Genomic DNA, 12,285 nt, shown 5'->3' on the forward strand with positions numbered 1-12,285 from the left:
AGCACATGAATATTCGTGAATTTGAACAAGCGTTAAAGGAGAAGGGGATTGACCTTTCTCCTAAACAACTCGACCAGTTTGAAACCTATTTCAAGATGCTGGTTGAATGGAATGAAAAGGTGAACTTGACCGCCATCACAGAGAAGGAAGAAGTGTATTTGAAGCATTTCTATGATTCGATTTCTCCATCCTTCTTCGTCGATTTTTCTGAAGAGAAGTCCATATGTGATGTAGGAGCGGGAGCAGGATTTCCGAGCATTCCACTGAAGATTTGTTTCCCATCCTTAAAGGTGTCCATTGTTGACTCGCTCAATAAACGAATTACCTTCTTGAAGACTTTGACCGAAACACTTGGCCTGGAAAATGTAAGTCTCTATCATGACCGGGCTGAAACCTTCGGAAAACTATCAGACCAGCGAGAACAATATGATATCGTGACTGCTCGTGCGGTAGCACGTCTATCTGTTCTTAGTGAGCTTTGCCTGCCGCTCGTGAAGGTCGGCGGCCAATTCGTTGCCTTGAAAGGGGCCGGGGCAGAGGATGAGATGAGCACTGGGAAAAAGGCTGTCACCATCCTTGGCGGGAAGATAAAAGAAGATCATTACTTCCAACTTCCACAAGAGGATAGTGACCGTCATATCGTTATCATCGATAAAGTTAAGGCAACACCGAAAAAGTACCCTCGGAAACCAGGAACACCGAATAAGCAGCCTCTTGAATAAAGAAACTTTAGCAGACGGGAGTACGAAAAATCTGTATAATGAAAGATAGCGATTACCAGATGAATGAGGCGTTCCCGTTTTATTGCTAAGGTTATCAACTAGGGCGTATGCTAGTTGGAAGTTTTTTAAAGGTGGTGTAGGGATGAGTAAACATCCTTTTTCACGTTTTTTTGGGCTTGGAGAAAAGGAAGAGACTATAGAAGAACATCATCAGATGGAAGAAATAAGGAATGAAGTTCATGAAATTCCAATTAATTCCATCACTCCGAATCGTTTTCAACCACGGAGCGTTTTTGTTGATGAGAAAATCAATGAGCTTGCCCAAACCATTGAAACCCATGGAATTATCCAGCCAATCGTCGTGCGTGAACTTCAGGAAGGCCGTTATGAAATCATCGCCGGAGAAAGACGTTTTCGGGCCGTCAGTAAATTAGGATGGGAAACCATCCCGGCAATTATCAATAATTTATCTGACACGGAAACAGCTTCTGTGGCCTTGATTGAGAATCTTCAGCGTGAAGAACTTTCCCCGATTGAAGAAGCCATCGCGTACAGTCAGCTGATTGAACTCCATCAATTGACACAAGAAGGACTTGCTAACCAGCTAGGTATTGGACAATCAACCGTTGCGAACAAGATTCGCCTCTTAAAGCTGCCAGAAACTGTCCAATCTGCTGTCATGAATAAGCAAATCACAGAAAGACATGCCCGTTCACTCATTCCACTAAAGGATGCTGAATTACAGGACAAGCTTGTGGAAGAGATTATTGAAAAGGGCTTGAATGTCAAACAGACAGAAGAGCGGGTCAATAAGCTTCTATCCAAAGATACAGAGAAGAAGCCGCGCTCAATCCGTAAAGCGTTCAGCAAGGATATGAGAATTGCCGTTAATACAATCAGGCAATCTATGACTATGGTGAAAGATAATGGGATAAACCTAGATTCAGAGGAAGCGGAATTTGATGATTTCTACCAAATTACAATCCGCATCCCAAAAAAGAAGCAATAATTTTGTTTATTTATGCTCCAGGCAATCAAGAAGATTGCCTGGTTTTTTTCATTTATGATACGTTTTTACATATTTCGTTATTTTCTTTACAATATTATAAATATATGGACCTCGAAAATTGGAAACATGATAAAATAGAATACGTTACAAGATGAATGAGAAATGGGGCAGGTGACAACATGGGAAAAGTAATATCCATAGCAAACCAAAAGGGGGGAGTTGGTAAAACAACGACTTCCGTCAATTTGGGGGCCTGCTTGGCGTACATAGGAAAAAAAGTTTTGCTAGTCGACATTGACCCTCAAGGGAATGCGACCAGTGGAGTAGGGATAGAGAAAGCTGACGTAGAACAGTGCATATATGATGTCCTCATAGATGATGTCGAGGTAGCCGATGTAATCAAACCGACCAAGGTAGAAAATCTCGATGTAATCCCGGCAACGATTCAACTAGCCGGCGCAGAAATTGAGCTCGTTCCGACCATTTCTCGGGAAGTCCGCTTAAAAAGGGCTCTTGAGGAAGTGTCTGATCAATACGATTACATTATCATTGACTGCCCTCCTTCTTTAGGATTATTAACGCTTAATTCCCTAACAGCTTCTGATGCTGTACTTATACCTGTGCAATGTGAATACTACGCCCTTGAAGGCCTCAGTCAATTACTCAACACAGTACGTCTAGTTCAAAAGCATTTAAATCAACAATTAAAGATAGAAGGAGTGCTTCTCACCATGCTTGATGCTCGGACAAATCTTGGCATTCAAGTCATTGATGAAGTGAAGAAGTACTTCCAGGATAAAGTTTATAAGACAATTATTCCTCGTACAGTCCGATTAAGTGAGGCACCAAGCCACGGGGAGCCCATTATTATTTATGACCCAAAATCACGTGGCGCAGAAGTATATATAGACTTGGCAAAGGAAGTGGTTGCAAATGGGTAAAGGACTGGGAAAGGGACTTGGGAAAGGTCTTAATGCCTTAATTACTAATATGGAAGTCAGCAAAGAGGAATCCATAGAGGAAGTTAAACTCTCCGATTTGCGGCCCAACCCTTATCAGCCGAGGAAGTCATTTCAGGAGGATGCCATCGAAGAATTAAAGAATTCTATCTTACAGCATGGCATTCTGCAGCCATTGATCGTCCGAAAAAGCAGCATTAAAGGGTATGAAATTGTCGCAGGGGAAAGAAGGTTCCGTGCTGCAAAAGAAGCGAAGCTTAAAACAGTTCCGGTCGTCGTTCGTGAATTCGATGATAGACAGATGATGGAATTGGCCCTGCTGGAGAATCTGCAGCGCGAGGATTTAAATCCTGTGGAAGAGGGCGCAGCCTATCAGGCACTCCTTCGAAAACTCGATATCACACAAGAAGAACTGGCAAAAAGAATGGGGAAAAGCCGCCCTCATATTGCCAATCACATCCGTTTATTATCCCTGCCAGATGACATTCAGGATTACATCTCTAATGGCAAACTATCCATGGGACATGGACGTGCTCTATTAGGATTAAAGAATAAGAGCTTAATAAAGCCGATTGCCGACAAAGCGATTAAAGCTAACTTAAATGTGAGACAGCTAGAGGAGATTATTCATAATCAAAACGAGAATGTTTCACGTGAAACAAAGAAGGAGCCGCCTAAGGATATTTTCATTCAAGAGCGTGAAAGTCATCTGCGGGAACGATTTGGAACTTCTGTAACAATCAAGAAATCAAAGAAACGTGGAAAGATTGAAATTGAATTCTTCTCAGATGATGATTTAGAGAGAATCCTTGAAATGCTGGACAAATAAAAAAACCATTTTTAATGGTTTTTTTATTTTTTCAGTTTTCCTGAAGGTGTTCATCCTCATAATTCCAATTAAATGTAGGTGAAACTGAGTTGGCATGATTATAGGAAAGGCCGGCTAAGTATATGCCTCTGGAGATGGTTTTGGCCATCTTCAGCACTAGGTTAAGACGTGTATTTTGCAGGACAAAGAATTCCATAAAGCCACTGACATTTACAATTCCTGTAATATGGGCATCGCCCACATTAGGCAGTTCCTTATTGACTCCGGCACCCGGTTTAACGGGTCCTTTCCCGATTTGAATAATGCCGACGCTTTTGACTTTACCGAGGCACGCATCAATCCCTATGATGAACGGGTTATCGTGTAATTGATGGATATTCGCTAATTTTTCCTCTAAGTTAACAGCGTGGATTGGATCATCCAATGTTCCGTAAACATAGAAGTTTGCTAAAGGCTTTTCACTTAGAAGGGTTCCAATCAAAGGTCCTAGAGCATCACCAGTTGATCTGTCAGTCCCGATGCAAACAATGACGATTGGACGATTCCTTTCCTTAGGTAAAAGAGAAATGATTTCTTTGGAGAGAACATGATGGGCATTCTCTTCTTCATAAGATATTCGATTGGCTGAGTGTCGGTGTTCAAAAAAAGAAGGCCTCATGTTCATTTGTACCACTCCTCAAGAAAGATACTATCAGTATACGGAAAAGCAAAAATATATATACATTGGAATTGAAATTAAATGCTTAAAAGTATAACTCTTAGAGATGGTTATCTGAGACTGCTTAGACAGCAGATTTTAAGCTATATACAATATACCCACTCCCTTATAGACTAGAAACATGGAGTGAATTGGTAATCTAGTAATTTTAGAATGCAGGAATAAAACGGAATAATTATTTTGATATATCATTCAATAAAGACTTAAAAAACTTTATCCTTTGTGAGTTTTTTATCCTATGACTAAACACAGGATATGATAATATGGATTGTATCAATTTGGTGAGCTAGTTTATGAGCCGGAGACTTGATCATGCTCCACTTTACGGACAAAGACAACAGGATGATTGAATTTGAAATAATAACAGGTAAAGGGTGGTTTAGTTTGGATGAGAAAGAATTTGCCTTGAATGATATTGTTGAAATGAAGAAACAGCATCCATGCGGGGTGAACCGCTGGAAGATCATCAGAATTGGCATGGACATCCGGATTAAATGTGAGGGCTGCGGGCACAGTGTCATGCTGCCTCGCAAGGAGTTCGTGAAGAAGATGAAGAAGGTTGTTGAGAAGCACGAAGCTAGCTGAATACCTCAGCAGGCTAGGAAGAAAACAGACTCGACCGCTTGTCATTTACACACGTAGTCTCTATAATTGGAAAAGGTTTAAGTGATTATTGACATGTTTACATGTTTTACACATAAGGAGTGAATGAATTGGCATTAACAGCTGGAATCGTTGGATTACCGAACGTCGGAAAATCCACACTTTTTAATGCAATTACCCAGGCAGGTGCAGAATCAGCAAACTATCCATTCTGTACAATTGATCCAAACGTGGGAATCGTTGAAGTACCTGACCACAGATTACAAAAGCTAACAGAGCTTGTCATCCCGAAAAAGACAGTTCCTACTGCTTTTGAATTCACCGATATCGCCGGAATCGTAAAAGGCGCAAGCAAAGGGGAAGGACTCGGGAATAAATTCCTTTCACATATCCGCCAGGTAGACGCCATCTGCCACGTTGTCCGCTGCTTCGCTGATGAGAACATCACACATGTATCTGGCCGAGTAAATCCAATTGATGATATTGAAACCATCAACTTGGAGCTTATCTTAGCAGATATGGAAACAGTTGAAAAACGTATTGAACGCGTTGGCAAGCTAGCTAAGCAGAAGGACAAAGAAGCAGTAGCTGAATTTGAAGTCCTTTCCTTATTGAAAGAAGCATTTGAGGCAGAAAAGCCAGCTAGAGCCGTTGAATTCACTGATGAACAGCAAAAAATCGTTAAAGGTCTTCACCTATTGACGGTCAAGCCTGTTCTATATGTAGCGAATGTTGATGAAGACGAGGTTGCTGATGCATCGGATAATGAATATGTGAAACAAGTACGTGAATTTGCTGCTGGTGAAAAAGCAGAAGTTATCGTTATTTGTGCAAAAATCGAGTCTGAAATCGCTGAGCTTGAAGGAGAAGAAAAGCAAATGTTCCTTGAAGAGCTTGGCATTGAAGAATCCGGCCTAGATCAATTGATTCGCGCATCCTACAATCTTCTTGGCCTTGCAACTTACTTCACAGCAGGTGTACAAGAGGTACGTGCATGGACATTCAGAAAAGGAATGAAAGCACCACAATGTGCCGGCATCATCCACTCTGACTTCGAACGCGGCTTCATCCGTGCAGAAATTGTATCCTACGACGACCTCATGGCAGCAGGCTCTATGACAGCAGCGAAGGAAGCAGGAAAAGTCCGCCTTGAAGGAAAAGAATACGAAGTAAAAGACGGAGACATCATCCACTTCCGCTTTAACGTATAAGAATAAGCAAGGTAGCCATTCAAGTGATTGGCACTTAGACTGTAGGCACAATCCGAGTAGGATTGTGCCTACAGTTTTTTTATGTTCTTGCATTCCATATGTTAGGGGAAGTTGTTTCTAGCCTCGTGATCTCGCTTACCCTATGGAGTGCGAGGCCGTTCTGTTGAAAATACCCTTAAAAATGGGCTAAGTGTTTAAATCGCGCTAAGTTTTCATTACTCTCCTCAACCTTGCAATAAAATCTCCGCTGTAGTATAATCTATTCTTGTGAGTAATTATCGTTAATTGCTCCTTGCCCATTGGGCCGTTTAGACCAAAAGGAGGTGACAGTGATGACAAAATACGAAATTATGTATATCATCCGTCCAAACATTGAGGAAGATAGCAAAAAAGCGCTAGTTGAGCGTTTTAACAACATCTTGGCTGACAAAGGTGCTGAAGTTCTTGAAACAAAAGAATGGGGCAAACGCCGTCTAGCTTACGAAATCAATGATTTCCGTGATGGATACTACATGATCAACAAAATCCAAGCTGAAACTGCTGAGTCTGTTCAAGAATTTGACCGTCTTGCTAAAATCAGCGAAGATATCATCCGTCATATCGTAGTTAAAGAAGAAGCATAATTTTATTGGATGTTACTTGTTCCATGTGGAACAGTTTTCTAATAACGGGAGTTGATTCTGATGATAAACCGTGTCATTTTGGTAGGTCGTTTAACGAAGGATCCTGATCTCCGCTATACTCCAAATGGTGTGCCGGTTGCTACTTTCACGCTAGCGGTTAACCGCACATTTTCCAATCAACAAGGTGAACGGGAAACGGATTTCATTAACTGTGTTGTTTGGCGCCGCCAAGCAGAAAATGCAGCTAATTATCTGAAGAAGGGTAATCTTGCTGGGGTCGATGGACGCATTCAAACGCGTAACTATGAAGGCCAAGATGGAAAACGTGTATACGTAACCGAGGTACTGGCAGAAAGCGTGCAATTCCTTGAGCCAAAAGGCTCCTCATCAGGTGAGAGAATGGGCGGAAACCAATATGGAGGCAATGATAATCCATTTGGCGGTCAGGGCAATCGCAGCCAAAACCAGAATCAACGGAAGGATAGCAGTTATACGAAAATCGATGATGATCCATTCAGCAATGATGGACAAACAATCGATATTTCCGATGATGACCTTCCATTCTAAAATGAACTTAAACGCAGTGTGAAATATATAATTTAACTCAAAGGAGTGAATCAAATGGCAGGCGGACGCAGAGGCGGACGTGCAAAACGCCGTAAAGTTTGCTACTTCACAGCAAACGGCATTACGCACATCGATTACAAAGACGTAGATCTTCTTAAAAAGTTTATCTCTGAACGCGGAAAAATTCTTCCACGTCGTGTGACTGGAACTAGCGCTAAGTACCAACGTAAATTGACTATCGCAATTAAACGTGCTCGTACTATGGCTCTTCTTCCATTCGTTGCAGAAGATAAGTAAGAACGATAAAAAACACAGCAGGTTTCGACCTTGCTGTGTTTTTATTTTTCAGGGACTTTAAGGAAGACAGAAACACTCTCCATTGATAGACGTAGTTCAATTTTTTCTAAATTGATATAGCACTATATAATTTATTCACATAATACCCCTGTAAGTTGTTGAGGTGATGATGACCTTCATCTTAAGGGATAGATAGGAAACAAAATAAATCGGTTGTTCTTTTTGAAGAACGCTTTTCTGGACAAAAAATCTATATTCTTCTCCGTCATCTCCCTAAAAGTCCACACTGCTATTCATATCCTTTGGAAATATAATCAATGGATAACATTCTGTACAAAAGTGTCCTATGGAATGGTACCGGGAAAAACAAAAGGGAAATCGTCCTTTAGAATAGGGCTATATAATCAATATAGGACAAAATAGCATATGCGGGGAATGAATTACACAGATAAGATATTCCCGGCTTTATAAAAAAGATTTCGGGGGAGAATAAACAAGGATCGTTCATATCATTATAGGCGTTATTACTGTTATTTCGTTTTACTTATACTAAAATGATAATTAGCTATGTCTGAATATACATGAGAATTATTACCATGTTGGTCATGGTGCTATACTATCAAGTATAATAGATGTAATACATAATTGACCTCATTTTAATTAGGAGCTGAAACCATGCCGTCTTATTTAAAAAAGCAAGCGATTCGCTATCCGATTTACGCTTTGATAAGCGTAAGCGTGATGATTGTTGGCATCCTTGCTTATTATAATTGGATTTTTGCATTAGTGGCTTCTTTGCTCTTTGTCACCTTTTTCTTTTTGATTCTGCAGATTGAGTCTGCAGTACGAAAAGAAACAGAGGTATACATCTCTACCCTTTCTTATCGGTTAAAGAGGGTTGGAGAGGAAGCGCTTTTAGAAATGCCTATTGGCATTTTATTGTACAATGATGAGTTTTTAGTTGAGTGGGCCAATCCATATATGGCCAAATGCCTTGAAGAGGATACTTTGGTAGGCAAGTATATAGAACAGGCGGCAGAACCGCTGCTTCCTTTTCTCCGCAAACAGGAGACCGAGACCATCCTGACATTTTATAATCGGGAATACCGTATCGTCCATAAACCGGATGAGAAGCTGCTTTATTTCTTTGATGTGACTGAGCAAACAGAGATTGAGAAGCTGTATGAGGATGAACAGACTGTTATTGGAATCATCTTCCTTGATAACTATGATGATGTGACCCAAGGGATGGATGATCAGCGGAAAAGCGGGCTTAATAGCTTCGTTACATCCTTGCTGAATAATTGGGCGAAGGAATACGGTGTTTTTTTGAAAAGGATATCCTCAGATCGGTTCATTGCAGTAATGAATGAAAACATCCTTACTGAGCTGGAAAAGACAAAGTTTTCTATCCTTGATGATGTAAGGGAAACGACAGCTAAACAGAATGTGCCGCTTACACTCAGCATCGGTATCGGCAGTGGAATTCCATCCTTGCCTGACCTTGGTGTTATAGCTCAATCCAGTCTTGACCTTGCGTTAGGAAGAGGTGGGGACCAGGCAGCCATCAAGCTGCCAAATGGGAAGGTGAAATTCTACGGGGGCAAAACGAATCCGATGGAGAAACGGACGCGTGTCCGAGCAAGAGTTATTTCCCATGCACTTCGTGACTTGATTATTGACAGCGATAAGGTCATTATAATGGGGCATAAATTCCCTGATATGGATGCCATAGGCTCTTCTCTTGGTGTATTGAAGATTGCCCAGATGAATGACCGCGACGGTTATATCATCCTTGATCGGGATGAGCTCGATTCAGGCGTTAAGAGACTGCTCTGTGAGATTAAGCAGAAGCCGGAGCTCGATGCCATGTTTATATCACCTGAGAATGGTGTAGAGCTTATTACCGAGAAGACACTGCTGGTTGTCGTAGATACACATAAACCAAGCCTGGTCATCGATGACAGAATCATTTCTCGTACAGAGAAGATTGTGGTGATCGATCACCACCGGCGAGGGGAGGAATTCATTGATAATTCCCTTCTTGTCTATATGGAGCCATATGCGTCCTCTACGGCTGAGCTTGTGACAGAGTTGATTGAGTATCAACCGAGCCGGGTTAAGTTGGAAATGCTTGAATCCACCGCCTTATTGGCAGGGATTATCGTGGATACGAAATCCTTTACGTTCCGAACTGGTTCGCGTACCTTTGATGCGGCTTCATTCTTAAGAGGCCATGGAGCTGATACCATCATGGTTCAGAGGCTCCTAAAGGAGAGTGTAGATTCTTACCTGCAGCGGGCAAAGCTTTTGAGCAATGTGTATTTCTACAAGGATGGCGTCGCTATTGCAAGCGGAGAGGTATCGGGCTATGTTGATCAGGTGCTGATTGCCCAAGCAGCAGATACATTGCTGTCTATGGAAGGTGTATCTGCCTCATTCGTGCTTGCGAAGAAGGAAGAAGACATTATTGGTGTTAGTGCAAGGTCGCTTGGTGAGGTCAATGTTCAAGTCATCATGGAGCAGCTCGGGGGCGGCGGTCATTTAACAAATGCGGCAACTCAGCTTGAAAAAATATCCATGCTGAAGGCAGAACAAATGCTGAAAGAAGCAATTGATGAGCAATTAGAAGGAGGTACCATTTCATGAGAGTTATTTTCTTGAAAGATGTAAAAGGTAAAGGGAAAAAAGGGGAAATTAAAAATGTGGCTGACGGATACGCCCATAATTTCCTGCTTAAACAAGGACTCGCTGTAGAAGCAACAGGCGGCAATATGAAGACATTAGAGAACCAAAAGAATAAAGAGGCTCAGGTTGCCCAGGAAGAGCTTGAAAATGCGAAGAAACTAAAAGAGAGCTTAGAAAAGCTTACAGTTGAGCTTCAAGCGAAATCTGGCGACGGCGGCCGCATCTTTGGCTCCATTACAAGCAAGCAAATTGCTGATGCCATGCAAAAGCAACATAAAGTGAAGCTGGATAAACGGAAGATTGATCTTGAAAATCCGATTAAATCTTTAGGTTACACAAAGGTGCCTGTTAAGCTTCATCATGAAGTGACAGCTACCTTAAATGTACACGTCAAGGAACAATAAGCGACATTTTCCGGGAAATAATTTCAGAAAAAAAGTGATGAAAAGCTCAAAAGCTGATTTCATCACTTTTTTTTAGTATGATAGATTTTAGTGGATAAATTAATAAATAATTACCTATACCTATTCTGTTCATTTCCATATACAATAGAAGAACAAACAGTATGAATGATATTAGAGATGCCCAGGCATGAACGATTGTCAGAAGGGCCTTATTATACAAAGGGGGTTTGCCGAATGAATGAGCTCTTTACTGATTTGGTACCGCCACAAAACGTGGAAGCCGAACAGGCTGTATTAGGAGCAATCTTTCTTGTGCCTTCCTCACTTATACTAGCTTCGGAGATTCTTCTTCCGGAGGACTTTTATCGAAGCGCACATCAAAAGATTTTCCTCGTTATGCTCAAGCTGAATGACACGGGGAAAGCCGTCGACCTAGTGACGGTAACAGAAGAGCTTAGCGCAACGAAACAGCTTGAAGAAGTTGGCGGTGTGTCTTATTTAACAGAGCTTGCCTCTTCTGTGCCAACAGCGGCTAATATTGAGTATTACGCTCGAATCGTAGAAGAGAAATCTGTACTGCGCCGATTGATTAATACGGCGACGGGAATCGTTCAAGATGGTTATTCACGTGAGGATGAAGTGGAAAGCCTGCTTGGAGAAGCAGAAAAGAGCATTATGGAAGTTGCTTCACGCAAAAATGCGGGTGCCTTCCATAATATTAAGGATGTCCTTGTTCGGACATATGATAATATTGAACTTTTGCATAATCGTGTCGGTGATATTACTGGTATTCCGACAGGGTTTAATGATTTAGATAAGATGACAGCGGGATTCCAGCGTAATGACCTGATCATTGTCGCTGCACGTCCATCTGTTGGTAAAACAGCCTTTGCCTTAAATATTGCCCAAAACGTCGCAACAAAAACCGATGAGAATGTTGCCATCTTCTCCCTGGAGATGGGAGCTGAACAGCTTGTCATGCGTATGCTATGCGCTGAGGGGAATATTAATGCCCAGAACTTACGTACAGGCTCATTGACAGATGAGGATTGGAGAAAGCTAACGCTTGCGATGGGGAGCCTGTCCAATTCAGGAATCTTTATTGATGATACACCGGGGGTTCGCATTAGTGAAATCCGCTCTAAATGCCGTCGTCTTAAACAGGAGCATGGTCTTGGCATGATCTTGATTGACTACTTGCAGCTAATCCAAGGGAATGGCCGTTCCGGTGAGAACAGGCAGCAGGAGGTATCTGAGATTTCCCGTTCCTTAAAGGCGCTGGCCCGTGAGCTTGAGGTGCCGGTTATTGCCCTTTCCCAGCTTTCCCGTGGAGTGGAGCAGCGTCAAGATAAACGTCCAATGATGTCTGATATTCGTGAATCCGGGAGTATTGAGCAGGATGCCGATATTGTAGCCTTCCTCTACAGGGAAGACTACTATGATAAAGAAACAGAGAACCAAAATGTCATTGAAATCATTATTGCGAAACAAAGGAATGGCCCGGTCGGTACGGTGCAGCTTGCCTTTGTGAAAGAATACAATAAATTCGTCAATCTGGAACGAAGGTTTGAGAATGACGCGTTTCCGACTGGTGCATAATAAGAGAATCCGCTGCCTGAATGGGGCGGATTTTTTATATCCCTAAAATAATCACG

At 41.9% G+C, this 12,285-nt stretch carries 13 protein-coding genes; 12 read left to right on the forward strand and 1 reads right to left on the reverse strand.

Annotated features, from left to right (window positions below):
- Window positions 1-5: 5 nt before the first annotated feature.
- From rsmG to AC622_RS20140, 4 genes are all read left to right on the forward strand, one after another.
- Entirely contained in the window at window positions 6-722 is a 717-nt protein-coding gene (rsmG, locus tag AC622_RS20125) for a 16S rRNA (guanine(527)-N(7))-methyltransferase RsmG (protein ID WP_049672656.1), read from the forward strand.
- Between the two features lie 142 nt (window positions 723-864).
- Window positions 865-1,731 (forward strand): nucleoid occlusion protein, encoded by an 867-nt coding sequence (noc, locus tag AC622_RS20130; RefSeq protein WP_049672657.1) that lies wholly within the window; start codon window positions 865-867, stop codon window positions 1,729-1,731.
- Window positions 1,732-1,910: 179 nt separating this feature from the next.
- Window positions 1,911-2,672, forward strand: a complete 762-nt coding sequence (locus AC622_RS20135) for a ParA family protein (RefSeq protein ID WP_049672658.1) — start codon at window positions 1,911-1,913, stop codon at window positions 2,670-2,672.
- A 4-nt stretch (window positions 2,673-2,676) separates the two neighbouring features.
- A complete protein-coding gene (locus tag AC622_RS20140) occupies window positions 2,677-3,519 on the forward strand; it encodes a ParB/RepB/Spo0J family partition protein (protein WP_049673091.1) in 843 nt (280 codons plus the stop codon).
- A gap of 31 nt (window positions 3,520-3,550) precedes the next feature.
- Here AC622_RS20140 and yyaC read toward each other — a convergent pair whose 3' ends face one another.
- A complete protein-coding gene (gene yyaC, locus AC622_RS20145; protein WP_049672659.1) occupies window positions 3,551-4,183 on the reverse strand; it encodes a spore protease YyaC in 633 nt (210 codons plus the stop codon).
- A gap of 396 nt (window positions 4,184-4,579) precedes the next feature.
- Here yyaC and AC622_RS20150 point away from each other — a divergent pair, with 396 nt between their 5' ends.
- The 8 genes from AC622_RS20150 to dnaB all read left to right on the forward strand — a co-directional run bounded on the left by AC622_RS20150 (window position 4,580) and on the right by dnaB (window position 12,229).
- Window positions 4,580-4,822 carry a DUF951 domain-containing protein gene (locus tag AC622_RS20150; protein WP_049673092.1) on the forward strand — a complete coding sequence of 81 codons (243 nt, stop codon included), beginning with the start codon at window positions 4,580-4,582 and terminating at the stop codon, window positions 4,820-4,822.
- 128 nt (window positions 4,823-4,950) lie between these two features.
- Window positions 4,951-6,051, forward strand: a complete 1,101-nt coding sequence (gene ychF, locus AC622_RS20155) for a redox-regulated ATPase YchF (RefSeq protein WP_049672660.1) — start codon at window positions 4,951-4,953, stop codon at window positions 6,049-6,051.
- Between the two features lie 329 nt (window positions 6,052-6,380).
- The gene (gene rpsF, locus AC622_RS20160; RefSeq protein WP_269431797.1) at window positions 6,381-6,674 is read left to right on the forward strand and encodes a 30S ribosomal protein S6; all 294 of its coding nucleotides are present in this window, start codon (window positions 6,381-6,383) and stop codon (window positions 6,672-6,674) included.
- Window positions 6,675-6,734: 60 nt separating this feature from the next.
- Complete coding sequence (gene ssb, locus AC622_RS20165) at window positions 6,735-7,241, forward strand: single-stranded DNA-binding protein (protein WP_049672662.1); 507 nt, start codon at window positions 6,735-6,737, stop codon at window positions 7,239-7,241.
- A gap of 54 nt (window positions 7,242-7,295) precedes the next feature.
- Window positions 7,296-7,538, forward strand: coding sequence for a 30S ribosomal protein S18 (gene rpsR, locus AC622_RS20170; protein WP_049672663.1), 243 nt, complete (start codon window positions 7,296-7,298; stop codon window positions 7,536-7,538).
- 675 nt (window positions 7,539-8,213) lie between these two features.
- Window positions 8,214-10,187, forward strand: a complete 1,974-nt coding sequence (locus tag AC622_RS20175; protein ID WP_049672664.1) for a DHH family phosphoesterase — start codon at window positions 8,214-8,216, stop codon at window positions 10,185-10,187.
- Window positions 10,184-10,630 (forward strand): 50S ribosomal protein L9, encoded by a 447-nt coding sequence (gene rplI, locus AC622_RS20180; protein WP_049672665.1) that lies wholly within the window; start codon window positions 10,184-10,186, stop codon window positions 10,628-10,630. Before AC622_RS20175 ends, rplI begins: the two co-directional genes overlap by 4 nt.
- Window positions 10,631-10,864: 234 nt before the next feature.
- Window positions 10,865-12,229, forward strand: coding sequence for a replicative DNA helicase (dnaB, locus tag AC622_RS20185; RefSeq protein WP_049672666.1), 1,365 nt, complete (start codon window positions 10,865-10,867; stop codon window positions 12,227-12,229).
- The last annotated feature ends 56 nt before the right edge of the window (window positions 12,230-12,285 follow it).

Source organism: Bacillus sp. FJAT-27916 (assembly GCF_001183965.1).
Classification (GTDB): domain Bacteria; phylum Bacillota; class Bacilli; order Bacillales; family Pradoshiaceae; genus Pradoshia.

Bases quoted from the DNA above. Each gene is read 5' to 3' on its own strand.
- rsmG (WP_049672656.1), top strand. From the start codon at position 6: ATGAATATTCGTGAATTTGAACAAGCGTTAAAGGAGAAGGGGATTGAC.
- noc (WP_049672657.1), top strand. From the start codon at position 865: ATGAGTAAACATCCTTTTTCACGTTTTTTTGGGCTTGGAGAAAAGGAA.
- AC622_RS20135 (WP_049672658.1), top strand. From the start codon at position 1,911: ATGGGAAAAGTAATATCCATAGCAAACCAAAAGGGGGGAGTTGGTAAA.
- yyaC (WP_049672659.1), bottom strand. From the start codon at position 4,183: ATGAACATGAGGCCTTCTTTTTTTGAACACCGACACTCAGCCAATCGA.
- AC622_RS20150 (WP_049673092.1), top strand. From the start codon at position 4,580: ATGATTGAATTTGAAATAATAACAGGTAAAGGGTGGTTTAGTTTGGAT.
- ssb (WP_049672662.1), top strand. From the start codon at position 6,735: ATGATAAACCGTGTCATTTTGGTAGGTCGTTTAACGAAGGATCCTGAT.
- rpsR (WP_049672663.1), top strand. From the start codon at position 7,296: ATGGCAGGCGGACGCAGAGGCGGACGTGCAAAACGCCGTAAAGTTTGC.
- AC622_RS20175 (WP_049672664.1), top strand. From the start codon at position 8,214: ATGCCGTCTTATTTAAAAAAGCAAGCGATTCGCTATCCGATTTACGCT.
- rplI (WP_049672665.1), top strand. From the start codon at position 10,184: ATGAGAGTTATTTTCTTGAAAGATGTAAAAGGTAAAGGGAAAAAAGGG.
- dnaB (WP_049672666.1), top strand. From the start codon at position 10,865: ATGAATGAGCTCTTTACTGATTTGGTACCGCCACAAAACGTGGAAGCC.